Here is a 22,953-nt window from a genome sequence, read left to right as displayed (position 1 = left end):
AAATCGACTTTTTCGGCATTGTACTTGACCATTGCCGTGTGGAAACCGAGCAGCATGGGGATGTAGAGGAACATGGCCACCGATTGGATCAGCGTGAATGTCCCATACTCCGAAGGCCCTAACCAGCGACCTGCAAGTATATTAAACGAAAACGAGAAGACTGATGCGACAATCGTCCCGATGCCCACGTAGGAGAGGTTTTTGATAAACTTTTCAACCTCAGTACTGATCTCTTCATGGAAGATCGCTCTGTAGATGGTATTGGTGAGAGCGAATAGTATGCTATATGAATTAGTCATAGATTTCATCAAAATATCTTTTTAAATGCCGCTTTCCAGCCCAATCCGAGAATATTCCTATTTAGACCTAACAAATACGGGACAACTCGAGTGGAGGGATTGACCGGGGCATACTCATGAACCTCAGATGCAAATCTGAAGTTGATATTCCGGTGCTGGGCTATGAACCCCAGAAACTCATCCATCACCGAGAGGAAGTAAGGATCTGTCATGCAGGGCGAGTGGAGGCAGATGTGGAAGAGGGGCATCCTCTGACTGTAGTACTCGGTGATACACGCCTTCAGCCAGGATAGGCCAACTTGGGGAACAACTTCGGGGTTTACATTTCCGGCATGGAACATCTGAGATATGGGCACAATCAGGAGAGGAAGATCGCCCTTCTCCTGATAGTCATGCTCGCTGGGACGGTACGGCATACAGATACGAGGCAGTTTTGACCAGTCATAATGGCAGGGCCTTGAATGGGCGGGGGCTGAGCAGTCCCGTTCCACTCCTGCGGATATCAGTGCTCTGACCGTATTGTTATCGATAGACCACTTACCAGCCACAAACGTGGTCGGTCTGACCCCCAACGATTCGGTGATGCAGTCCGAACCAGTCTGGATCATATCGAGCTGTTCTTTGTATGGGTAGCCTCTCAGCACCGTGGAGGTGGATGATTGATGACAATGCTCCCGCAGGTACTTGTCACCGACATGAAAGGTGAAGCCGCTCTGCCAGAATTCTTCCCATCCCGGGTGGATATGCAGCCCGACTTCGTGGTTGATGTCCCTTGGGAAAGCGCCAACCACCTCAGGCATTACGGCAAATGTTACCTTGGCTCCGTGTCTATCCGCAACCTTGATCAGGTTCGGGACACCCTTGCTGACGCCCTCCGTGGCATTCTTGTCAGGGATAACCTCTCTGGCATGTACAAATCCAAACTCGGTGTGAACGACGATGATTACGTCCATGCATTTATCCCTCGAAAGGTTATGTTTCCGCTCCTTTTCGTCATAACCGGGGATCTCACAACGTACAATACATACACTCCTCCCGCACCCCACCATTATTCCGGAGCATCCCGGTCACGTCCACGATGATCGGCTTCCCATCACAGATGGAGAGCACCGCATCCAGCGTCAGCCCCGCAAAGACACTGTGCGGCGAATTGATAATGATGCAGTCCACCGGATCCTCGAGCCCCTTGAGCGACGCAACTGGCTTTGCCCCGAACTGTTCGATCTCGGCCGGGGAGAGAAGGGGGTCATACCCGGACACATCGATATCGAACTCCTTGAGCTCGTGGATCACCTCCTCGGCCGGGCTCTCCCTTGTATCGGGGACGTTCTCTTTGTAGGTCAGGCCCATGATGAGGACTATTGAATCCCGGATCACCTTGCCGACCCGGTTCAGCTCCTTGATCGCGATCTCGGCGATGTGTTTGGGCATGGCGTCGTTGATCGCCCGGCCGGCCAGGATGTTCACATCGAGGTCACCAATTGTTCGAAGATGTTGCGAGAACGCGACAGTGAGAGGGTAGCCAACGTATCCAAGGCCGACGACGCAAACAGATAAACTCGCTATCGATCCCTGAATCATAAGGCGGTCTCCTCTAGAGCCATACCCTGATGCAGGGTATTCCAGGAACTTTACTATTTAAATGTTCTTGAAATCCATGCAGTTCTGATTAGAGTGGAGCGATGTCAGGACCTAGTGGCCTCATCGCGGTATTACCATTAATTCCGGGATCGATCGGATCCAATTATGCAAATTAGGGCAGTCTCGCCAGTGCCGCAGGAGAATTTCTCACGTCAATTACTGTGAAACTTACCCAGGCATTGCCTGGACATGAGGTCCTCACTATATTTATGCAGAGCTGCCCAACACCTCTGCAGTATGCTGGAGTCCCGCGTCCAAAAGATCGAAGAGCATTCGGGGGTAGACCATGGCAGGGGATGACGCGTGTCCATCCTGCCCACGCTGCCGGGCCGGGGTCTGCGAGATCCACAGACCGGCCATCACCCGCCGCCAGATCACGATCTTCGCGGTCTCGGGCGCCCTTCTGCTTCTCGGCATATTTATTGAGTACTTCACACCGTACCCGTTCATCGGCACGATCCTGCTGCTCGCCGCCGCGATCATCTCCGGTTACGAGGTCCTGAGGTCCGGGTTCCTTGCCCTGATCCGGCTCCAGTTCAGCATCTCCGTGTTGATATCCATCGCAGCAGCAGGTGCGTTCCTGACGGGCAATCCTGCCGAGGGTGCGACAGTTCTCTATCTCTACGCCATCGCCGAGTTCCTGGAAGAGTATGCTGCCGGGAGGGCGGAGCGCTCGATAGCCTCGCTCCTTGAGATCGCTCCGCAGACCGCTCGGGTCCGGCGGGGCGATGGTGAGGTGATCGTCCCCGTCGGCGAGGTCGGAGTCGGGGAGATCGCGATCGTCAGACCTGGCGACACCGTCCCGCTCGACGGCGTTGTCATTGCCGGCGTATCCTCGGTCAACCAGGCCGCGATCACGGGAGAGAGCGTCCCGGTGGCAAAAGGTGTCGGGGACGATGTCTACGCCGGGACCCAGAACGTGGAAGGCTACCTCGAGGTTCGGGTGACAAAGCCCGAAGAGGAGAGCACGATTGCCCGGGTCGTGGCCCTGGTCGCGGAAGCCCAGGCCCACACCTCCCCCACCGAGGCCTTCATCGAGCGGTTCTCACGATACTACACCCCGGCGATCATCCTCCTCGCCGCCCTCCTCGTCGTGATCCCCCCGCTCGCCTTCGGTGTCCCATTCATCGAGGCGTTTTACCGGGCGCTGATCCTCCTCGTCATAGCCTGTCCCTGCGCACTTGCCATATCCACCCCGGTCTCGATGGTCTCGGGGATCACGACTGCAGCGCGTAACGGGGTGCTCATCAAGGGCAGGGACTCCCTCGAGGCCGTGGGACACGCAAAGGTGGTCGTTTTCGACAAAACCGGGACGCTCACGACCGGAAGGCTTGAGGTGGTCGATGTGATCGGTCTTGCGATGCCGGCGGGGGAGGTACTCAGGATCGCTGCGTCGCTTGAGTCCCGTTCCGGTCACCCGATCGCAGAAGCGGTTCGGCGGCGGGCGGTGGAGGAGGGCATCGCGCTCCGGGATGTGGAGGAGTTCGCCTCGATCACCGGCAGAGGAGTTCAGGGCAGGATCGGCAGCGAGAACTACCTCCTCGGAAACGAGGCGCTCTTTGCCGGGCTTGAGAGCGGGCTCTGGCGGACTGCCTACGAGCGGCTGGAGAACGAAGGAAAGACCGTCGTTCTCGCCGGCACTGACTCACAGGTCATCGGACTCATCGCGCTCTCCGACGTGATCCGCGAGAATGCGCAAGAGACGGTGGCCGAACTTAAGTCGCGCAATATCCGGACGGTGATGCTCACCGGGGACAACGAGCGCGTAGGGAGTGCAGTGGCCCGCCGCATCGGGATCGACGAGTGCCATGCCGGACTCCTCCCCGAGGAGAAGGTGACAATGGTCGAGCGGCTGATGGAACGCTACGGGCTCGTGGTGATGGTCGGTGATGGCGTGAACGACGCGCCGGCGCTTGCCCGGGCGAATGTCGGGGTCGCGATGGGGGCCATAGGGTCGGATGTCGCGATCGAGGCAGCCGATATCGTCGTGATGGAGGACGACATATCCCGGATTGCCTACCTCGTAACTCTCTCCAAGAAGACCGTCTCGGTCATCCGGCAGAATGTCACAGCAGCACTCGTCGTCAAACTCGGCATCGCCGCACTCGCCGTCCCGGGTCTGGCCACCCTCTGGATGGCGGTGGCAATCGGGGATATGGGGCTCTCGCTTGCGGTCATTGCCAATGCTCTGCGGATAGGCCGGCCGAACGACGGGAATCAGCCGTAAAAAAGGAGGGTTTCCAACCCCAGAGGCCGGTCTTTTCCGGTGTCCACGTCGGATCGATGAACGAGAGGATCACTGTCGTTTTGTTTACGGTGTTCCGGGTCTCCTTCACCACGTTGGGGGGGATGTAGGCAGCGCTCCCTGCTGGAATACGGATCGTCCCCCCATCGGGCGTGGCGACCTCAATCTCACCCTCAATCACGTAGAGGAGATCGGATGAATCACGGATTCCATCAAAGCCCAGATATCCGCCCGGCAGGAGTTCCACGTAGGCAATGCTGTAAGCGATCGGGATCACTGTCTCGTTCATCAGCACCGGGTTTAAGAGGGTGTAAGCTGCCGCCTGCGACTCAAGGTCCCACTCGATCCCTCCCCGGGGATCGGCGATGACAAGCGGCGCACCATCCGTCATCTTGTTTGACGGGTCAGGTCCGTCTACCAGAACCTCGATTTCCTCCGTAAAGGGCGGCTGAACTGCACTGAGATAGGAAAGATCGGTCTCCCCGATGGAGGTTATCGACTGCAGGGCCCCTTCCGGCAGGAGTACGGTCTCTCCCTCGCGAATGATCACCGTCTCGTTATTACAGGAGATCTCTGCCACCCCGCCGATCACGTGGACTACCTCGGTGCTTCCGAGCAACCGGTGTGGGGGCGTTGCGTTACCCGGTGGGATGACAACGTATCCCAGGCTGTAGTTGGTCTGGACTCCGGGTATCTCCCGGCCGACGATCTCGCTGATGGTTGCCTGGCCGCCGAAGATGGGGGCCGGGTCTGCCGGCGTGATCAGCGCAATACCTGCCTCTCTCGGGGGCTCACTCGCGGTGAGGCATCCGGCGGAGAGGAGCACGCCAGCGAAGAGAAGAAGGATGATTTTCTGCATGAAAAATCACTCCATCATTGAGATGATAAACCCGATCATATCTACCAAGAGGTTACAGAGGTCTATCCAGGTCCAAGCTCTGTAACATGAAAAGAACAAAGGTAAAAGTCGTCCACCACCGGCCTACCGATGGGAGTGGCGATGGTGGATATCGGGCTGGTGCGGATGCTCGTGGACGATCTCATCATGGGCATGCATATGCGAGTGCTCGCCGGTCGACGTGAGCGGAGGGTCGTCAGCCGTGTGAGCGTGGTCGTGGTGAAGGTCGTCATGGCGGTGGCGGTGCTCGTGAACGATCGCCGGGTGCCGGTGGGGATGGGAATGCTTCTCAGAGACCAGCAACCAGGCACCAAGCGCCATGATGGGCAACGCGATATAGAAGGCCCCCGCGGGGAGTTCCGCGAAGAGAAGGAGCGAGAAGATGACGCCGAAGAACGGGGAGATCGCAAGGAGTGACCCCGCCCGTGCCGCGCCGATACCGCGAAGAGCAAGGAGGAAGAGAATACTCGTTAAACCGCCGTAACAGAGAAACCCAACGATCATGGCTGCAGCGATTGTAGATGGATCCGGGAACTGCTCCCCGGTGACAAGTACGAGGATGAGTGTGATGACGCCGGCGCCGATTCCCTTTATGGAGATGACGAGAAGAGGGTCTTTTGCCGAGAGTCGCTGCCCTAAGTTGTTGTCGATTGCCCAGAAGACGCATGTGAGCAGGATGCCAAGCGCCGAAAGGGATAGCCCGAGACTGCCTGTCGGCTCCCAGGTCAGGAGGATGCATGCAGTGGTAATAAACCCGAGCGCAATCCAGACACGGCGACTCACCCACTCACGAAAGATCGTCGCGGCAATCAGCGTCGTTGCTACGGCCTCGAAGTTCAGGAGGAGCGCAGCCGTCGCCGCCGGCGTTCCCGGGAGGCTGAATATCAGGGTTACCGGAGCGAGGAATCCACCAAGGACCATTACCCCGATAAGCCAGGGGAGATCGCCCTTTCCAGGCGGCGCCTCAACGTAACTTCTCCGGGTACCCACCGCTGCCCCGATGATGGAGAAGAGCAGGGCACCCGAACCGCTCCCGAGCGAGACCAGCGCCGCGAGCGCGAGCGGCCCGGCCTCGCCGAGGAGGAGTTTGGTGAACGGGGCGCTCCCGCCGATGAGGACCGCCGTTATGAGCGCACAGAGGACGGGTACCTGGTAGTGCGCCAGGGTAGACGCACTATGGTCTATCTCGGTAGGTTTGTGTGGATACAGAGGAAAGGCCTCCAGATAGGTTGAAGGTTGTGAAAAAGGGAGAGAAGTAGTCCCCGATCAGTTCAGGTTATACTTCTCTTTGAGTTCTTCCCAGTAGGGATCGGCCTGCAGTTCTGCAAGTGCCTCGTTCATGAACTCAAGAAGAGCGGTATCCTCCTTGCGGATAGCGACACCGAACTGCTCCTTAGTCTCGACAGATCCGATGATCTTGAGCGGCTTGCCCTCAATATAGGATCCCAGGGAGAGGTCGTCGTACATGACTGCGTCGATTCTACCGATCTCAAGGTCGCTGACGGCAGCTGGTGTGTCGACGTAGAGCTTCAGGTTAGCTGCGGGCATCTTTCCTGTCTCGATCAGGTTCTTTTCGATCCAGGTTGCAGCGGTGCATCCCCGCTGCGCTCCGAGGACCGCCTTGCCTGCAAGGACATCATCAAGTGTTACGTTCGAGTCCTCACGGACTGCGACATCCTGGTTGACCGTCCAGTAGGGGTTGCTGAAGTTGACGGCCTCCAGCCTCTCGGGGGTGATCGTCATTCCCGCGTAGACCATATCGATCTTCCCTGGGCTGCTCGTCGTCCCCTGGATACTGAACGATGAAGAGACCATCGGCAAGGCGCTCCAGCTCGGCGTCGATGGCTTTGCAAGCGACGATCCTTGTGCTGTACGGCGATACCTGCAGGGGAGGGGTGTAGAACTCCACGTCCCATCAGGGTGAAGGACCGGTCAGACAAGTGTTCCCGGCAGGTGCTTGAGGATCCACGCCTTCACCTCGACATAGAGGCTCTCGGCCACCTCATCGAGCGTATGCCCTGCTCCATCGTAGACAATCAATCGTCTCGGCTCGTGTGCACGCCGGTAAACATCCTCCGAATAACGGGGAGGGAGAACCGGATCGGCATTCCCGTGAAGGAGGAGGACCGCCGCACGACCGGCGAGGTCCGCGACCGGTTCGGTTCCGGCGGCCTGGGTTGATATAGCGACGACAACCCTGACAGCCGGGTTGTTCGCCGCTGCCTGGATCGCCACGGCTCCTCCAAAAGAGTGCCCAATCAGCCCGATTGCCGAAAGACCCTGGCTCTCGAGGTAGCGTATACCAAGAACCGTATCGATAGTCGACTCCACGAGATCGGTTGGATGCCGGTAACGCACACCAAGTGTGCTGATCCGGTGGTTCAGGAAGTCCTTTGCCAGCCGCGGGTAAAGTCCCCGGGCAGGGGAGTCAAAACCGCCGCCGACCCCACCCACCATGACAACGCCGTTTCTGGCCTGCTCCGCTTCACAGTAACGGCAGATGGTCGTCCCGCGGTCGGTCTCGATCTCAACGAGATCATAAGCCTTGTCGGCCTGTGGCACCCTCCTTATGTCCGTGGGGTGTACCTCAATGCTTGTTGCATCCACTTCAATTGCCGCCGTCCCAAGCATGGTGGGCAGTAGACTCAGTCCTCTATATCTCCTTTGCGGGGGAGGGCCAGGAAGACGATCGGACCGGTGGGCTTCTGCGTGACTCAAAAGAGAGGGCGAGCTTTGCATATCATACGCGGCGTTATCTCGCCAACCGGTGCAGAAAGTACATTACTATTAGATTTAAATTATATAATACAATGGATAAAATAAACTGCAAACTCTTCCAGCAGGTTGGAGATTCTCAACCGGTATCCAGGGCACATCAGTCCTCTGCAACCCTCGATACCGGAGAGTCGGACGCCGACCTCCTTGATGCCTACTCCCGGGCTGTCATCCAGGTCGTTCATTCCGTGGGGCCAGCGGTTGTGAGTGTGGTCGTGGGGAAGAGCCTTCAGGGTCGGCGGGGTGAGCGGATTGGAGCAGGCTCCGGTGTGGTCGTGGCACCGGAAGGCTACATCATGACCAATAACCATGTGGTTCAGGGGGCAGGGAGGATCGAGGTCCGTACGTCGGATGGGGCCACACTTCCCGCACGCCTGGTTGGGGCCGATCCCGTGACCGATCTCGCTGTGCTCCGTGCCGATGCTACGGGGCTTGCATATGCATCGTTCGGAGACTCCGGATCACTCTCCGTCGGTCAACTCGCAATAGCCATCGGCAACCCGCTCGGCTTTGATTCGACCGTCTCAACGGGAGTTCTGAGCGCTCTCGGGCGGTCGTTCCGGAGCAGAGACGGCCGCCTGATCGAGAATATCATCCAGCACACGGCCCCCTTAAATCCCGGCAACTCCGGCGGACCGCTGGTGGACTCCCGTGGCCGGGTCATCGGTATCAACACGGCCATCATCCCCATGGCCCAGAGCATCTGCTTTGCGATCCCATCCAACACCGCCACCTGGGTCCTCCCCCAGCTGGTCGCCGACGGCAGGGTGCGGCGTGGGTATCTCGGCATCGCCGGCCAGTCGCGGCCGCTCCCGCGACCGCTCATCACGGCGCTCGGGCTCACTAAAAACCAGGCGGTCGAGGTTGTCTCGGTGAACAGGGCAGGTCCCGCCGATCGGGCAGGACTTCGGCCAGGCGACCTGATCGTGGCGATAAATGGGACCAGTGTGGGATGCGTGGACGAACTGCATCGTTTCCTCGCCACGTGGCCCATCGAAAAACCGGCAACCCTGACGGTCATCAGAGGAGGGCAACAGATCACGCTCTCGATCATCCCCGTGGAAGCAATCGCGTGCCCTGTAACCGGGTAAGCGGCGGGCCGAGCGGCTCGCCGGCAAAGACTAAATTGCTCAGGGCCCACACCGGGATCCCGGTCGGTGACCCATGACCCCCTCCCTCATATGCCCATAGAGATGTTAAGGGATCCACGTTATCCGGGGCTCCCGACGCTCTGCTTTCGGGAGCAGTGGACCGGGGTAGCCGAAGATCAGCGGCGCCACGATCTGGTAATCGTCCGGAACCATCAGTTTCGCGAGGAGTTCCGGGTTCTGCTCGACGAGGGTTGCAGAACCGATCCAGCAACTCCCAATCCCGAGCGCCCAGGCAGCAAGCATCATATTCTCCGCGCAGAGGGTGCAGTCCAGAACACTCGATACGACCTCCCGTGCACCGAGGACCAGGACAAGCACCGGAGCGTTATAGAAGATGCTGTATTCGGGATCTTTGAGCGCCGCTAGAAACTCTTCTGTTCCCGCATGTCTCTCTCCTTCGATCTTCTCCGCTAGGATCGGCTTACAGAAGTCGGAGATCTGCCGCATCAGGCCCTTATCCTTCACAACCACGAACTGCCAGGGCTGAAGTCCAAGAGCATTCGGCGCCTGGATGCCCGCAGCGATGATCGTCCGGATCACCTCATCGGGGACTTCCTGGTCGGTGTAGTTCCTGACACTCCGGCGTTCCCGGATCACAGAGAGGAACTCAACCGGCTCTACATCTCTCAGCATGAACCTCCTATAGTCCACTGACGTTATTAATATCCTGCCAAGAGCGAGACTTGCATGGCATCTTCTTCACCGAAGTATGGAGAACCCGGTAAGATCCCCCGAGTATGCCTCAGGAATGACGCGCACATCATCAACCCGAGCCGTTTCAGGACCACGACGGCAGAAATCAATCATTTGCTGCACTTGCTCCTGGTATCCCTCAAAGACCGCTTCTACACGCCCGTCAGCAAGGTTCCTGACCCAGCCGGTGACACCATGGGTCCGGGCTTCATCCTCTACTGCCCATCGAAACCCGACACCCTGTACCCGACCGCTGACCAGTACGCGCACTCGGACTCTTGTTGCCATATCAGAAGGTCTGCGTGGAAGAACTTATCCGTACCCAAATTCCCCTAACATAAGCGCAGGTCAAGACCCCTTGATGCCTGGGAATGGCGCCCAACACATATGATGAACACGCAGATCAGGCCACATACCACAGAAATCGGATGAAACTCTTTTTATCCCCAAAGCCCAAAACCACTAAAATTACATAACACACTCCAGCACAGGGAAGAAATGGTAGACTCAGATCTGGACCGGGTGCTCTGCGATCGTGCGATACTCAATACTCTCGAAGACGGTCTTCTTGCAACAAACAGCGAACATAAGATATTCTGGTATAATCAGGCTCTCATACGGATCCTGGCCATTCATCAGCAGGAAGAGATCAACGGGGTAGATGTATGCTCCCTCTTTGACAGATACCTCCTACCAACGCTCGATGACTGCACCTCTACAGATCAGCTCAATCAAACTCTCAATAACGGCGGGGAACTGCCTGCCTTCCTCTGCCGCGTCCGGGCGCCCAACGGCGCAAGGCGCTGGCTCTCGATAGCAAGCATTCCTATCCCCTCCTCTACCGGGGATAGGCTCATCAGGGTCCGGGATCTCACCGGAGACCGGGATGCCCACCACTTCAAATTGGCAATCAGTCAATCGCCGGTGGTTACCTTTGCGCAGGATGAGGACCTTCGCTACATCTGGTCATATAACCAGCAGTTGGGGCAAACCGATACGTCCATCATCGGCAAAAAGGACGATGAGGTCTTTCCAGAGAACGCAGCACATCTAACAATGCTGAAACGCCAGGTTCTTGAATCGGGAAAGCCGGTGCGGGCGACGGTGACGTTCACTTTCGGGGATGACGCACGAGTCCGGGATCTGACGTTAAAGCCGCTTTGGGATGAAAATGGCAGGATCATCGGTGTTACCGGAATAGCCTCCGATGTGACCGAGAGAAACCGGATGGAGGAGGCACTCCGGGAGAAGACGCTTGAACTGAAGAAGAGAATGGACGAACTTCAGTGTCTGTACACCATCGCCCACCTCGTAGAGGTTCCGGGAATGACGCTTGATGGACTCCTGCAGGCTGTTGCCGATACGCTCCCCTCGGGCTGGCAATACCCGAATGAGACCGCGGTCCGGATCCGGGTCGACGACCGTGAGTACTGGCGGGGTGATTCCAGGAATACCCGGTGGAAGCAGGTGAGCCCAATCATCGTCCGTGGCGAACGGCTTGGTGAGGTTGAGGTCAGGTACCTTGGCGAGATACCGGAGGTGGACGGGAGCCCGTTCCTGCCAGAAGAGCAGATGTTGCTCGATGCTATTGCAGAGCGGCTCGGCCGGATCATCGAACGGCTGCAGGCTGAGGCGGCACTTCAGGAGAGTGAGGAGAAGTTCCGGGGGATCGCCCAGCGAAGCTTTGACCTTATCGTCACGTCATACCTGCAGGGCGGGTTAAACTACATCTCTCCGGCGACCGGGAGAATACTCGGATACTCTCCTGAAGAGATGACGGGAACCGAATGGGAGGATTACGTCCTCCCTTCAAGCCTTCCAGAATGGGAGAAAGGACGGCAGAGAGTGCTTCAGGGCGAGCAGGTCGAAAGACTCAAGATAAGTAGCAGGCGAAAGGACGGAGAGACCGCGATACTGGAACTGAACATCTCACCCATCTTTGAAGAGGGGACGGTAGTGGGGTTCCAGGCTATCGGGAGAGATATATCCGAACGGATTCTGTATGAGCAGATCAGAGAGCGAGCCTTCGATATGACGGAGCGCAACATCGCACAGTTTGCCGTTCTTGCCGATCACGTCCGTCACCCGCTCCAGGTAATCATGGGGATTGCGGACCTGCTCGATGACGAAAAAACTGCAGAAAAACTCCGTGAACAGGTCCGCAGGATCAACGAACAGATCGGCGAGCTCGACCGCGAATGGATGGAATCGCGGAAGATCCGGGAATTTCTGAAACGATATGAGCTTTGAGGCTCACCGTGGTCGCCGGGATCGCTTCTCCTGAGGAGGGCGCATCATGGATACAGCCTCCTGGATGATGGAGAGTGTCTCCGGGAGCAGGGTGCCTTTCTTCCCGATGACGTCAGCGGTCCGGATGATTGCGGCGTGGGCGACAAGAGCGTAACTCTCGGTAAAGAGGTCGAGCCCACCCCTGGCGAAGTCGTCGAGCGAGAGCGGGATCGAGGGTGTATCGGTTGACGGGCTGCTCGATACCGGGCAGATGAGCAGGTTGCCCTTATCTTTTTCAGAAACAACCACCACCGGACGCACCTTCCAATCGCCCAGACCCCCAATACGCACGGGGGCTAAAACAACGTCTCCGCTGACGTATCGTCCCATGTACATAATGGTAGGCAGCAGAGCCGATAAGGGAATTGATTGCGTATAGATGTAAGAAAGAGATTCTGGGGCATCCAGAAACCCTCGCTGTTACAGCGCCGGTCCGTTTACGTTCCGGTCGGGCTTCGGGTGCTCTTTGTGGGACTCCTTCTGGTTCTTCATCATCTCTTTTGAACCCCAGGCATGTCCATTATGGTTTCCGGACTCTCCTCTCTGACCATTTCCAGGATTGATCACGGATACGGCACCGTTGCCGGTCACCGGAACCGTATCGTTCTTCATCGTGATGTTGCCGATCACGGTCCGGTTGCCGTCATCGGCGGCGAGATTGAGGTCCGTCTGTCGGTACTTCAGGATGAGCGTCCCGCCGTCTTTTGCGCAGAAGTTGACCCTCTCTGGTGTTGCATTCCCGATCTTGAACTCCGAGGGGTCAAATGCGGTTGCATTCGCGCGGTCAACCGGGCCGAACCTGAGCCACTCCGCAAGGCTGATAAAGACTGTCATAACACCGTTGCTCTTCTCGTTTACGGTCCTTGGGACGACCTTCATCTCCGCGGACACGGGGCTTACGGTCACGGTCAGGGTGTCGCGGGCGACAGCGCCTGTGGCATTATTTACGATCGTCACCGTGACGACGTAGGTTCCGGCTGCATGATAGTTGTAGGTGGCCTGTATGGTGCCGTTGTGGTCGTTATCCGGTACAATCTCTACCTCCATCGATTCTATCCCCCAGTTGACAGAGGCCGAGAGGTTTGTTGTATCGAGGGACTCCGTCTCGTTGAAGAGAGCCGTGATGGTGACCGGCTCCCCAACAGAGACAGTGCGGTCGCTTCCCACATCGAGCGTGAGGGCGGCCTGAACACCAGGAACCACCACGGCGAGGGCGATCAGCAGAGAAAAGATCCGGATTGTCATGTTGCACCTCATGAGTTACTCAACTCCGGTAGGTACTGGCCAACCTCCCCTATTTGACCGCATTGAACCCTACGGTTCAACCAACCATCCGGGTGGCTGGTGCAGGAGGCAGCCGCTATAACCGGAGGAGCCGGGCATTGATCGCGACGATCACGGTGCTTGCGCTCATCAAGACCGCCCCTACGGCCGGGGTGAGGACGACGCCGACGCCGAAGAGCACGCCGGCGGCAAGGGGGATGGCGACGGCGTTGTAGCCCGTTGCCCAGAGAAGGTTCTCAAGCATCTTCCGATAAGTCTTCTTCGAGAGTTCGACTATTGCCGCTACATCCATAGGGTTGCTTCTCACGAGTACGATATCAGCACTCTCGATGGCCACATCGGTCCCCGCTCCGATAGCAATCCCAAGATCGGCCTCGACGAGAGCAGGAGCATCGTTGATCCCATCGCCCACCATCGCGACCCGGTAGCGCTCCTGGATCTGGCGAACTTTCTCGGCCTTCTCATGCGGCAGGACTCCGGCAAAGAACTCATCGAGACCCAGTTCCCCGGCCACCCACGCGGCGACCTCACGGTTGTCCCCGGTCAGCATCATGCACCGCATCCCCATCGCCTTGAGCCGTCGGATCGCCTCCCCCGACTCCGGACGAATGATGTCGGCGAGCGCAATCGCCCCGGTGAGCCGGTCGTCCTCGAGCAGGAAGACAACGGTCTTGCCCTGCCGCTGAAGCGTCTCTGCCCGCTCATCGCCGGACGAGATACCGCGTTCCGCAAGGTATCCCGGACCTACAACCCTGATGATCCGGCCGGCTATCTCTCCCTCGACGCCGACTCCCGGGATCGCCCGGAAGTTCCCTGCCGGGTGTACTGGAATCCCCCGCTCCTCGGCGCTCCGGATCACACCCCGGGCGATGGGATGCTCGGAGTAAGCCTCAACCGAGGCTGCCGCACCAAGCACGTCGATCTCTCCCGCGCCGTCGAGGGCGAGGATATCGGTGACCCCAAACCTCCCTTCCGTCAGTGTGCCGGTCTTATCAAAGATAACCGCTTGAAGATCCTTTGCCCGCTCAAATGCACTCCGGTCCCGGATCAGGAAGCCCGAACGGGCAGCGATGGCCGTCGAGACCGCAATCACGAGCGGGACGGCAAGGCCGAGCGCATGGGGACAGGCGATGACCATCACCGTCGCGGCCCGCTCCACCGCAAACCCGGCCCCTTCTCCAAGGGCAAACCATACCGCAAAGGTCACCGCGCCGACCGAGAGGGCGATCGCGACCAGGATAAACGCAGCCCGATCGGCGAGGTCCTGCGTCCTTGACCGGCTCTCCTGTGCCTTCCGGACGAGGTCGATCACCTGGGCGAGGTAGGTCTCCGCACCAGTCTTTTTGACCTCGACGACGATCGAGCCTTCGCCGTTGATTGCACCGCCGATGACCTCGCTACCGGGGTGTTTCTCCAACGGGTTCGACTCACCGGTAAGCAGTGCCTCATTGACGTTCGATTTGCCCTCAATTACCACGCCGTCGACCGGGACCTTCTCCCCGGGCCGGACAAGGACCCGGTCGCCCACCATAAGCCGGTCTACAGGCACATCTTCGGTCCTCTTGCCCCTAACCCGGTGCGCCTCAGACGGCATGACTCTCGCCAGTTCCTCAAGCGCTCTTGACGCCCCGAGAACCGAGCGCATCTCCACCCAGTGACCGAGGAGCATGACGTCGATCAAGGTGGCAAGTTCCCAGAAGAATCCCTCCCCGCCGACGATGCCGAGGACGACCGCTGAACTATAGACGTAAGCGACGGTGATCGCGACGGCGATGAGCGTCATCATCCCGGGCATCCTTGCCCGGAGTTCATTTATGATCCCGGAAAGGAACGGCCAGCCTCCATAGAGGTAGACGGCGGTCGCGAGCGCGAGGAGGAGATAGTCCGATCCCGGGAACCAGACGAAGATCCCGAGGAACGCCTGGATTGGTGGGGAGAGGATGAGGATCGGGATGGTGAGGATTGTCGAGATGATGAATCGGCGCCGGAAATCCTGAAGGGCGTGATGGTGTCCTGTACCCGGCCGGTGGGTCTCCGGTGGTTTCTGCCGGCGCGCCTCTGCAAGTTGCGTCTCGTGTTGCCGGCCAGTCGCTCCGTGTTCATGGTCCATACCTGGCCCACCTCAACTCCCGGGATCTCATCGGTCCTGCCGAGCGCGCAACACTCCTTGAGCAGGCACAAGGCCTTCGATGATGCCCTCCTCTCATGCCGGTGCCGGTACCGGTCATGGCCGGTGGTGCTGTTTTTCAGAATGTAAATTTACCGGCAGTCTACAGGAAGAGTAATCATCATCCACATATGGAGATCTAACGTAATATCGGACGATGGATGGGTGACAGATATCGTGCCAGAGAAGATGAACAGAATTATATCGTCAGATAGAGATATACTGCCCGTGCTGCATGGTAATCGCCAATAGTGAGGGATAAATCACTAAATCAACAAAAATATGGCATATAATTATTTGAGGTGCAGGGGGATATTTTATTACACTTAAATTATAAAAATGGTCTGAGGATGGGATATAGGTGGTATCGGTCGATGCATGAATGCACCCCAATATATGACGAGATTCTCGCTCTCAACGGCATTCTGGATACACTCGACGAGGGACTGCTCGTCGTCAACTCCAAACAGCGTGTAGTCTGCATCAACAGACATCTCCAGGACATCCTCGGTATCCATCGAGAAAATTTCATCGGGGTCGAAGCAGGAAGGTTCATCCGCCAAATCCTGGCTCCCCGTATCGCTGAGGAGTCATGTAGGAGAGAGATCCTGCAAAATCTCCTCAACAACTCCCCTATTTCAGGTATTCTATGTACACTCCAGTCGCCCGGAGGGGCAAGAAGAGTCCGCTGTTCGTGCAGGATCGTTGATGAAGGGCCAATCGGGAGTATGCGGGTCATCCGCCTATCAGACGAACCACCTGGAATACGGGAGAATTTTGTATCAGATACCTCTGGACAGATATGGATTGATGAGGTTCTGCGACAGAACGAGGATTGGTATCGACTCTTCATAGAGAACCTCAACGAGGGAATAGGGCTTATAAATCAGGAGGGCGTCACGGTCTTTGCCAACCAGCGCATGGCCGATATCCTCGGCTACTCGGTCTCCGAGATGAGAGGGATGCCCGTCTCTGCAGTCGTTGATGAAGAAGGCGCTCGATGCCTGGGAGAGTACCTGCAGAACCTGGACAGTGCGCCGCATGAGGTCTTTGAGATCGATCTCATCCGTAAAGACGGCAACCGCATCCATACGCTGATGGCAACCACCCCGATCCTCAATCCCGACGGCATCGGCCGGGGGTTCCTCGTCGGAGTCCAGGACATCACCCCCTTAAAGCAGATGGAGATGCAACTTCGGGAGAGCGAGGAGAAGTATCGTTCGCTCGTTGAACTATCAGCGGAAGCGACCCTTATTCACCGCGACGGAAAGATAATTTTCATCAACCCTGCCGGGATGAGGCTGCTCGGTGCTTCCAGCCCAAAAGAGGTTCTCGGGAGGGACGCCCTCGATATCGTCCACCCCGAAGACCGAAATACCGTCAGATCATTTTCTGCACGAGATCTGAATGGAGAAGAGACACCGCTTATCGAACTGCAGGTCGTCAGGCTTGACGGGATGACAGTCCCCGTCGAGGGAAGAGGTACGCGGACGCTCTTTGAAGGCATGCCCGCAGTTCAGGTTGTTATGCGGGACATCACCCACCGCAGGCAGGCAGAGGAGCGGCTGCAGGCCAGCAACCGGCATCTCCTGCTCTTGAACAGGATCATCGGCACATCCGCATCAGCCCGGACACCCGCTGAGCTCCTTGAGACGGCGCTCGGCCAGACGCTTGATCTCCTCGGCTACGAGGGCGGTGCGGTCTTTCTCCCCGGGGCCGGTCCAGGCGAAGCTACTCTCCAGTATCTACGAGATATGCCCAAGGAATGCCTGGAACTGATGGAGAGTACTCCTGCCTCCCCGCTCATCAAGACCCATACCACAGGTCTCCCCCATTACCTTGAACTGGACCGCAATCCAGATCCTCTCCAATCACGCCTCCTCCGTGACCTTGGATTTACCGCACTTGCCAGTATCCCGCTCATTGTGGAGCCCGGCATTGTCGGTGCGCTCCTCATCGGAAGCAAGAACCGGAGGTCCTTCCCCCCCGAAGAGCGCGCGCTCCTCGAAGCGATCGGCCGGGAGATCGGGGCTGGCATCCTGCGCGGGATGCTCTACCAGAGACTTGAAGCGGCGAACAGGGAGGCGAACCTCTACCTCGATATCCTCACTCACGACATCCGGAATGCCGACAACGTCTCAAACATCTACGTGGATCTCCTCATCGACGAACTCGACGGAGAACCAGCTCAGCACGCCCGCAAACTGAAAGACGGGATCAAAAAGGGCATCGAGATCACGGCAAACGTCGCGACTATCCGAAAGATTCGCGAGAGTCAGGTTGGGCTATTCCCACTCAACCTTGAGACCCTGATCCGCGAAGAGATTACCCACTACCCCGACCTCCATACCCATTACCGCGGGATGCCTGTTGAGGTTCTTGCCGACGACCTCCTCTGTGAGGTCTTCACAAACCTCATCGGGAACGCCGCGAAACACGGCGGGCCGGGTGTCGAAGTCATGATAACGGTCGAGGACCAGGATGAGGAGACAGTCCTTGTCACCGTCGCCGACACCGGACCCGGTGTTCCGGACGACGCGAAAGAGACCATCTTCCACCGGTTTGAGCGGGAGGGCGGCAGGCGGGGAAGCCAGGGCCTTGGTCTCTCAATATGCCGAATGCTCACGGCCCGTTACGGCGGCAGGATCTGGGTCGAGGACCGCGTCCCAGGGCAGCCAAAAGAGGGGGCGGCGTTCCGGTTCACGCTCAGAAAGGCCAGGCGCAATAACTAGACCCAAACATCCAAAATCCCATACTCACAACAACTGGGCAGCGGTGGTGACCCGGGCCGTTCCGGGAACGGCCACACGTTTCTCCAATATACTTACCGCCACAGTCGTGATCGTCACCAGCACGAGGTAGACGATGCCGACGGCCGCAAACGACTCTGTGTAGGTGAAGTACTTTGTCGCCACCTGTTTCCCCGCCCCGGCAAGTTCAACTACCGTGATCATGTAGGCAAGCGATGAGTACTTGATCAGGTAGATGAACTCATTCGAAAGCCCTGGTATCGCCCGGCGGAGCGCCTGCGGCAGGATGACGGAGCGGATTGCCTGCCACCGGGTCATCCCGAGCGCCTGCGCGGCGATCATCTGACCGTCCTTGATCGATATCAACGCCCCCCGGACGTACTCGGCATTGTACGCTCCGTTGCAGAGGATAAAGCCGAGCACTGACGCAGTGAACGCAGTAAGCGTCATACCGATTGTCGGGAGGCCGAAGTAGAGGATGAAGAGGAGGAGGAGAAGCGGCGTGCCCTTGATGATAAAGACGTACGTCTTGCAGAGCCAGGATATAATGGGGTGGCCATACTGCCTCCCCACCGCAACCCCAATCCCGAGTGCGAGGCCAAGCGGAGCGGAGCACGCGATCAACTGCAGGGTTACGATCAGCCCCTGCATCAGCGCCGGAAGGAGAATGTCGAATGTAAAGACTGCCAGATCCATATCGCTTCTCAGTCTCCCAGACGGGAATCAATCCGACCAATGAAGTCTTTCATCCGTGTGTACTGTGGGTCGTGCAGGAGTTGATCCGGTGTCCCCCGTTCGGTAATCAAACCGTTCTCCATGAAGAGGATCTCGTTTGCAACCGAGCAGGCAAAGCCCATCTCGTGGGTGACGACAAGCATCGTCATCCCCTGCTGGGCCAAGCGCTTCATGACCTCCAGCACCTCACGGGTCAGTTCGGGATCCAGGGCAGACGTCGGCTCATCAAAGAGGATGACGTCCGGGTCCATGGCAAGCGCTCTGGCGATGGAGACCCGCTGGGCCTGGCCGCCGGAGAGCTCAGCCGGGTAGTGGTCGGCCCAGTCTTCCATTCCCACCTGCCGAAGCTCAGCGAGCGCTTTCTCGCGGGCCTCCGCCTTTCCCATGCCCTTGACCTTGATCAGGGCAAGTTCAACGTTTTTTACCGCAGTAAGGTGGTCAAAGAGGAAGAAGTTCTGAAAAACCATCCCGATCTTCTGTCGGAAGTAGTTGATCCGGGCTCCCGAGTTCGTGACCTCTTCCCCGTCGAGCCAGACCCGTCCCCGGTCGGGTATCGTCAGCTGGTTGATGCACCGTAGAAGCGTGCTCTTTCCGGTCCCGGAGGGGCCGATAAAGACCTTTGTCTCGCCTCTCCGAACATCGAACGAGACCCCACGCAACACTTCTTTATCTCCATAGGACTTGTGAATGTCCTCGACCTTCAGCACAATATCGTTTTTATTCATCCTTACATCGCTCCGGACCCGAATCCCGGAATTGCTATCCTCTTCTCCAGCCTGTGCAGGAGTTTAAGGCCTCCATAGTTCAGAATAATGAAGATCCCCGCTGTTGCGAGGTAGATCGGCATCGTAACGCCGGTCAGCGTAACCATCCTCGCTGAAATGGTAAGCAACTCGGCGACCCCTATGGCGTAGCAGACCGCCGAGTCGGTCAGGATGTTTGGATATTCGTTCGACCATCCCGGGAGAGCGATGCGGAACGCCTGCGGGAGAATAACCGAACTGATGGCGGTAAATTTGCTCATCCCGAGCGATCGCGCTGCGATCATCTGCCCTTCCCCGATGGACTGGATGGCGCCCCGGAAGATCTGGGACTGATACGCTGCTCCCCGGAGTCCTAATACAACACCGCCGACGACGAATGCGGAGAGATCACCGAGCCCCAGTAATGGGAATATGCCAAACCAGAAGAGGAAGAGGAGTACGAGGATGGGAAGACCCCTGAAGAACCAGACATATATTCCAATGAGCCAGCGCAGCGGGCGAGAGCCATACACCTGCCCGACTGCCATGGGAAGCCCAAGAAGGAGTCCGAGTGCCAGACCACTCAGGACAAGACCGAGAGTGGTGGCAATGCCTGAGAGAAGGTATGGAAACCAGTCGATAAGTATGAGCAGAACATCCATTTGGCTATCCCTAAACCTTCATGCGGCACTATGCATCTGCCAAGAGAACAGTGCCAGGTACTAGAAATGTTTCTGACGGAGAGCAAAATAAACGTTCTGGAACATACTTTGAGATCGAGTACGGATTCTGCCGATATCCTGCTTGGCATAACAGGATAGCGTATCATAAAATGAGTGCGGCCGCATCCTCGCTACAGAAGCAAAACCGCCTTACATCGCATACTCTATCCGTTTCTCCCGGACTCCAGCAACACTTATGTATGTGGGAATTGGGAGGAGGGGGTATGCCACCTACACCCGATATCAAGATCCCTCTTGATGTACCTGCTGAGGAGGAAGAGAGGTACCGAGAGAACTACCAAAAGATCACGCACGACACCGGGAGGCTGATGCTCTTTGCCGGGGATCAGAAGATCGAGCATCTCAATGACGACTTCTTTGGCGAGGGCATCCACCCCGATGATGCTGATCCCGAGCATCTCTTCCGGATTGCAAGCCGGGCGAGGATCGGGGTCTTTGCAACGCAACTCGGGCTGATTGCGCGGTACGGCATGGATTATCGGGACGTGCCGTACCTGGTCAAACTCAACTCAAAGACCAACCTGGTCAAGACCTCCCAGCGCGACCCGCTCAGTTCGGAACTCCACCTCGTCCGGCAGGTCGTCGACCTCCGGGACCGATCCGGACTTCCGATCCTCGGCGTCGGGTATACGGTCTACCTGGGGAGTGAATACGAGCCGATGATGCTCTTTCAGGCAGCCCAGATCGTCAACAACGCGCACCGGAACGGCCTTGTTACTGTGCTCTGGATGTATCCCCGCGGAAAGGCGGTCAAGGACGAGCGCGACCCGCACCTGATCGCGGGCGCAGCAGGTGTTGCAGCGGCCCTCGGGAGCGACTTTGTGAAGATAAATCCGCCGAAGGTAGGCGGGTCGACCGATGCCACGCTGCTCCGGGAGGCAGTGGCGGCCGCAGGCAGGACCGGTGTTGTCTGTGCGGGAGGGTCGCATGCCGATATGCAGGAGTTCCTGCAACAGCTCCACGATCAGATCCACATCGGCGGTACGGTCGGGAACGCGACCGGCAGGAACATCCACCAGCGGCCGCTCGAGGAGGCGGTCCGGTTCTGCAACGCGATTTCGGCGATCACTCTCGACGATGCGAGTGTAGCGGAGGCAAACAGGATCTGCATGGGAGGGAGGTGTTAGGATGACGACGGTCGGCGTCCTCACGGGAGGAGGGGACTGCCCGGGTCTGAACGCGGTGATCCGGGCGGTCGTGCGGACAGGGGCGAAGCACGGGTTCGACACGATCGGGATCCGGGACGGATGGCTCGGCCTCGTGGCCGGAAACGTCGAGCCGCTCACCGATTACTCGGTAACCGGCATCCTCCCGAAGGGCGGGACGATCCTCGGGACGTCGCGGACGAACCCCTTCAAGAGTGAGGCGGACGTCCAGCGGCTGCGCGACAACATCAGGAAGTTCGGGATCGATGCGATCGTTGCGATCGGCGGCGAGGATACCCTCGGTGTCGCAAACAAACTCTCGCAGATGGGCATTCCGGTCGTAGGGGTACCAAAGACCATCGACAACGACGTCGGCGGGACAGATTACACATTCGGGTTCGATACCGCCGTCGCCACCGTCACGGAGGCGATCGACCGGCTCCATACGACAGCAGAGTCGCATCACCGGATCATGGTTGTGGAGGTGATGGGCCGCCATGCGGGATGGATCGCGACCATGGCCGGGATCGCGGGCGGGGCCGACGAGATCCTCATACCGGAGATCCCGTTCGACCTCGACGAGGTCACCCACCACCTCCGGGCGCGCTACGAGCGNNAGGACGGACGAGTTCGGCCACGTGACGCTCGGCGGCGTCGGGAACTACCTGCGCGACGAACTCGAAAAAAGGCTCGACATGGAGGTGCGGGTGACGGTGCTCGGGCACGTCCAGCGCGGGGGATCGCCGACGGCGCACGACCGGGTGCTCGCGACCCGGTTCGGGGTGGCAGCCGCGAACCTCATCAAGGAGAAAGACTTCGGGAAGATGGTCGCGCTCCGGGGGGACGATATCGTCGCGGTCCCGATCGAGGAGGCGGTGGCGAACCTCAAGACGGTGGATATGGACCTCTACAAGATCGCGAGCATATTTTACGGGGGGTGAAAGGAGCCTTTCATTAGGCCCCCCGCTTCCGCACCTGCGGTGCTCAAACTGCTCTCCTTCGGAACTTCGTCCCCCGCCCCTAAGAAGCGGGGGCAGTGTGTGGCGATACGCCCGGCGACGTCATGTGAAAATTTAGATGTAGTGGTCCACTAGAGGGATTGGTTGTTAGATACGTTGGTGGGACTTCGGGGTAACCCAAACCTGTTTTGTCCGCGGCTGACCCTGTGTGGTGGACCGTGGTGGATATCGCCACGGGGGGTGGGGCTGACGGGGAGTGCGATGGGCGGAACGCCCGGAGCTTGACCACCGTCAGGTGGGAAGGGGGTCCCCCCCAAGAGAGACCTTGCCCGGAAGATTACATCTGTCCCCCACGTGCGAATTAGCCTGAGGCTATCGGAACCGATCTCTTCAACCCGCCCCACCATCACCCGTACCTTCACCAAAACTCCCCCGC

At 58.2% G+C, this 22,953-nt stretch carries 21 protein-coding genes and 1 pseudogene; 7 read left to right on the top strand and 15 right to left on the bottom strand.

The window, feature by feature from the left end; genetic code table 11:
• The 3 genes from ACI94_RS05050 to ACI94_RS05040 all read right to left on the bottom strand — a co-directional run.
• Positions 1 to 299, bottom strand: a 299-nt coding sequence (locus ACI94_RS05050) for a lipopolysaccharide biosynthesis protein (RefSeq protein ID WP_286681164.1), incomplete at its 3' end; no start/stop codon positions are given.
• An 8-nt stretch (positions 300 to 307) separates the two neighbouring features.
• Positions 308 to 1,252, bottom strand: coding sequence for a hypothetical protein (locus ACI94_RS05045; RefSeq protein ID WP_286681163.1), 945 nt, complete (start codon positions 1,250 to 1,252; stop codon positions 308 to 310).
• Positions 1,253 to 1,307: 55 nt separating this feature from the next.
• The gene (locus ACI94_RS05040) at positions 1,308 to 1,880 is read right to left on the bottom strand and encodes a UDP binding domain-containing protein (protein WP_273258907.1); all 573 of its coding nucleotides are present in this window, start codon (positions 1,878 to 1,880) and stop codon (positions 1,308 to 1,310) included.
• Between the two features lie 346 nt (positions 1,881 to 2,226).
• Here ACI94_RS05040 and ACI94_RS05035 point away from each other — a divergent pair, with 346 nt between their 5' ends.
• On the top strand, positions 2,227 to 4,167 hold the full coding sequence (locus tag ACI94_RS05035) for a cation-translocating P-type ATPase (RefSeq protein WP_066954627.1): 1,941 nt from the start codon (positions 2,227 to 2,229) through the stop codon (positions 4,165 to 4,167).
• Here ACI94_RS05035 and ACI94_RS05030 read toward each other — a convergent pair.
• From ACI94_RS05030 to ACI94_RS05015, 4 genes are all read right to left on the bottom strand, one after another.
• Positions 4,115 to 5,044 carry a cupin domain-containing protein gene (locus tag ACI94_RS05030; RefSeq protein ID WP_083524713.1) on the bottom strand — a complete coding sequence of 310 codons (930 nt, stop codon included), beginning with the start codon at positions 5,042 to 5,044 and terminating at the stop codon, positions 4,115 to 4,117. The genes ACI94_RS05035 and ACI94_RS05030 overlap by 53 nt on opposite strands.
• A gap of 123 nt (positions 5,045 to 5,167) precedes the next feature.
• A complete protein-coding gene (locus ACI94_RS05025) occupies positions 5,168 to 6,247 on the bottom strand; it encodes a DMT family transporter (RefSeq protein WP_066954625.1) in 1,080 nt (359 codons plus the stop codon).
• Between the two features lie 102 nt (positions 6,248 to 6,349).
• Positions 6,350 to 6,898, bottom strand: a complete 549-nt coding sequence (locus tag ACI94_RS05020; RefSeq protein WP_286681162.1) for an ABC transporter substrate-binding protein — start codon at positions 6,896 to 6,898, stop codon at positions 6,350 to 6,352.
• Positions 6,899 to 7,015: 117 nt separating this feature from the next.
• Positions 7,016 to 7,714, bottom strand: a complete 699-nt coding sequence (locus ACI94_RS05015; RefSeq protein WP_066954616.1) for a S9 family peptidase — start codon at positions 7,712 to 7,714, stop codon at positions 7,016 to 7,018.
• 179 nt (positions 7,715 to 7,893) lie between these two features.
• Here ACI94_RS05015 and ACI94_RS05010 point away from each other — a divergent pair, with 179 nt between their 5' ends.
• Positions 7,894 to 8,949 (top strand): S1C family serine protease, encoded by a 1,056-nt coding sequence (locus tag ACI94_RS05010; protein WP_066954613.1) that lies wholly within the window; start codon positions 7,894 to 7,896, stop codon positions 8,947 to 8,949.
• 105 nt (positions 8,950 to 9,054) lie between these two features.
• Here the strand turns inward: ACI94_RS05010 and ACI94_RS05005 are convergent, their stop codons facing one another.
• Together ACI94_RS05005 and ACI94_RS05000 are read right to left on the bottom strand one after the other, a co-directional pair.
• Complete coding sequence (locus ACI94_RS05005) at positions 9,055 to 9,642, bottom strand: nitroreductase (RefSeq protein WP_066954610.1); 588 nt, start codon at positions 9,640 to 9,642, stop codon at positions 9,055 to 9,057.
• Between the two features lie 66 nt (positions 9,643 to 9,708).
• Positions 9,709 to 9,990, bottom strand: coding sequence for an acylphosphatase (locus ACI94_RS05000; protein ID WP_083524710.1), 282 nt, complete (start codon positions 9,988 to 9,990; stop codon positions 9,709 to 9,711).
• A gap of 210 nt (positions 9,991 to 10,200) precedes the next feature.
• Here ACI94_RS05000 and ACI94_RS04995 point away from each other — a divergent pair, with 210 nt between their 5' ends.
• Positions 10,201 to 11,952, top strand: a complete 1,752-nt coding sequence (locus tag ACI94_RS04995; RefSeq protein ID WP_066954607.1) for a PAS domain S-box protein — start codon at positions 10,201 to 10,203, stop codon at positions 11,950 to 11,952.
• Positions 11,953 to 11,955: 3 nt separating this feature from the next.
• Here the strand turns inward: ACI94_RS04995 and ACI94_RS04990 are convergent, their stop codons facing one another.
• From ACI94_RS04990 to ACI94_RS04980, 3 genes are all read right to left on the bottom strand, one after another.
• Positions 11,956 to 12,321: a type II toxin-antitoxin system PemK/MazF family toxin gene (locus ACI94_RS04990; RefSeq protein ID WP_224732795.1), complete on the bottom strand. Its 366-nt coding sequence runs from the start codon at positions 12,319 to 12,321 to the stop codon at positions 11,956 to 11,958.
• Between the two features lie 90 nt (positions 12,322 to 12,411).
• Positions 12,412 to 13,236, bottom strand: a complete 825-nt coding sequence (locus ACI94_RS04985; RefSeq protein WP_150468730.1) for a PKD domain-containing protein — start codon at positions 13,234 to 13,236, stop codon at positions 12,412 to 12,414.
• A 115-nt stretch (positions 13,237 to 13,351) separates the two neighbouring features.
• Entirely contained in the window at positions 13,352 to 15,385 is a 2,034-nt protein-coding gene (locus ACI94_RS04980; protein ID WP_066954596.1) for a copper-translocating P-type ATPase, read from the bottom strand.
• A gap of 431 nt (positions 15,386 to 15,816) precedes the next feature.
• Here ACI94_RS04980 and ACI94_RS04975 point away from each other — a divergent pair, with 431 nt between their 5' ends.
• A complete protein-coding gene (locus ACI94_RS04975; protein WP_066954593.1) occupies positions 15,817 to 18,174 on the top strand; it encodes a PAS domain S-box protein in 2,358 nt (785 codons plus the stop codon).
• 24 nt (positions 18,175 to 18,198) lie between these two features.
• Here ACI94_RS04975 and ACI94_RS04970 read toward each other — a convergent pair whose 3' ends face one another.
• The 3 genes from ACI94_RS04970 to ACI94_RS04960 are packed head-to-tail and all read right to left on the bottom strand — an operon-like array spanning position 18,199 to position 20,332.
• Entirely contained in the window at positions 18,199 to 18,888 is a 690-nt protein-coding gene (locus tag ACI94_RS04970; RefSeq protein ID WP_066954590.1) for an amino acid ABC transporter permease, read from the bottom strand.
• A gap of 8 nt (positions 18,889 to 18,896) precedes the next feature.
• Positions 18,897 to 19,652 carry an amino acid ABC transporter ATP-binding protein gene (locus ACI94_RS04965; protein ID WP_066954587.1) on the bottom strand — a complete coding sequence of 252 codons (756 nt, stop codon included), beginning with the start codon at positions 19,650 to 19,652 and terminating at the stop codon, positions 18,897 to 18,899.
• 2 nt (positions 19,653 to 19,654) lie between these two features.
• The gene (locus ACI94_RS04960; protein WP_066954584.1) at positions 19,655 to 20,332 is read right to left on the bottom strand and encodes an amino acid ABC transporter permease; all 678 of its coding nucleotides are present in this window, start codon (positions 20,330 to 20,332) and stop codon (positions 19,655 to 19,657) included.
• Between the two features lie 284 nt (positions 20,333 to 20,616).
• On the opposite strand from ACI94_RS04960, the gene ACI94_RS04955 reads away from it, so the two are divergent.
• The 3 genes and pseudogenes from ACI94_RS04955 (at position 20,617) to ACI94_RS11025 (ending at position 22,499) form a co-directional block, all read left to right on the top strand.
• Positions 20,617 to 21,540, top strand: coding sequence for an aldolase (locus ACI94_RS04955; protein ID WP_066954581.1), 924 nt, complete (start codon positions 20,617 to 20,619; stop codon positions 21,538 to 21,540).
• Between the two features lies 1 nt (position 21,541).
• Positions 21,542 to 22,114, top strand: a pseudogene (locus tag ACI94_RS04950) (ATP-dependent 6-phosphofructokinase); the annotation flags it as partial.
• Entirely contained in the window at positions 22,056 to 22,499 is a 444-nt protein-coding gene (locus ACI94_RS11025) for a 6-phosphofructokinase (RefSeq protein WP_353743241.1), read from the top strand. The pseudogene ACI94_RS04950 and the gene ACI94_RS11025, both read left to right, overlap by 59 nt.
• Positions 22,500 to 22,953 lie beyond the last annotated feature (454 nt).

The organism is Methanoculleus sp. DTU007 (assembly GCF_001512385.1).
Classification (GTDB): Archaea; Halobacteriota; Methanomicrobia; order Methanomicrobiales; family Methanoculleaceae; genus Methanoculleus; species Methanoculleus thermophilus.
Note: the sequence above shows the minus strand (reverse complement) of the source record. Positions and strands in the feature narration are given on the sequence as shown.

What these genes read in the sequence shown, in the direction of transcription:
- ACI94_RS05045 (WP_286681163.1), bottom strand. Translation starts at nt 1,252, where the DNA reads ATGGACGTAATCATCGTCGTTCACACCGAGTTTGGATTTGTACATGCC.
- ACI94_RS05040 (WP_273258907.1), bottom strand. Translation starts at nt 1,880, where the DNA reads ATGATTCAGGGATCGATAGCGAGTTTATCTGTTTGCGTCGTCGGCCTT.
- ACI94_RS05035 (WP_066954627.1), top strand. Translation starts at nt 2,227, where the DNA reads ATGGCAGGGGATGACGCGTGTCCATCCTGCCCACGCTGCCGGGCCGGG.
- ACI94_RS05030 (WP_083524713.1), bottom strand. Translation starts at nt 5,044, where the DNA reads ATGCAGAAAATCATCCTTCTTCTCTTCGCTGGCGTGCTCCTCTCCGCC.
- ACI94_RS05020 (WP_286681162.1), bottom strand. Translation starts at nt 6,898, where the DNA reads ATGGTCTCTTCATCGTTCAGTATCCAGGGGACGACGAGCAGCCCAGGG.
- ACI94_RS05015 (WP_066954616.1), bottom strand. Translation starts at nt 7,714, where the DNA reads ATGCTTGGGACGGCGGCAATTGAAGTGGATGCAACAAGCATTGAGGTA.
- ACI94_RS05010 (WP_066954613.1), top strand. Translation starts at nt 7,894, where the DNA reads ATGGATAAAATAAACTGCAAACTCTTCCAGCAGGTTGGAGATTCTCAA.
- ACI94_RS05005 (WP_066954610.1), bottom strand. Translation starts at nt 9,642, where the DNA reads ATGCTGAGAGATGTAGAGCCGGTTGAGTTCCTCTCTGTGATCCGGGAA.
- ACI94_RS05000 (WP_083524710.1), bottom strand. Translation starts at nt 9,990, where the DNA reads ATGGCAACAAGAGTCCGAGTGCGCGTACTGGTCAGCGGTCGGGTACAG.
- ACI94_RS04995 (WP_066954607.1), top strand. Translation starts at nt 10,201, where the DNA reads ATGGTAGACTCAGATCTGGACCGGGTGCTCTGCGATCGTGCGATACTC.
- ACI94_RS04990 (WP_224732795.1), bottom strand. Translation starts at nt 12,321, where the DNA reads ATGGGACGATACGTCAGCGGAGACGTTGTTTTAGCCCCCGTGCGTATT.
- ACI94_RS04985 (WP_150468730.1), bottom strand. Translation starts at nt 13,236, where the DNA reads ATGACAATCCGGATCTTTTCTCTGCTGATCGCCCTCGCCGTGGTGGTT.
- ACI94_RS04980 (WP_066954596.1), bottom strand. Translation starts at nt 15,385, where the DNA reads ATGGACCATGAACACGGAGCGACTGGCCGGCAACACGAGACGCAACTT.
- ACI94_RS04975 (WP_066954593.1), top strand. Translation starts at nt 15,817, where the DNA reads ATGCATGAATGCACCCCAATATATGACGAGATTCTCGCTCTCAACGGC.
- ACI94_RS04970 (WP_066954590.1), bottom strand. Translation starts at nt 18,888, where the DNA reads ATGGATCTGGCAGTCTTTACATTCGACATTCTCCTTCCGGCGCTGATG.
- ACI94_RS04965 (WP_066954587.1), bottom strand. Translation starts at nt 19,652, where the DNA reads ATGAATAAAAACGATATTGTGCTGAAGGTCGAGGACATTCACAAGTCC.
- ACI94_RS04960 (WP_066954584.1), bottom strand. Translation starts at nt 20,332, where the DNA reads ATGGATGTTCTGCTCATACTTATCGACTGGTTTCCATACCTTCTCTCA.
- ACI94_RS04955 (WP_066954581.1), top strand. Translation starts at nt 20,617, where the DNA reads ATGCCACCTACACCCGATATCAAGATCCCTCTTGATGTACCTGCTGAG.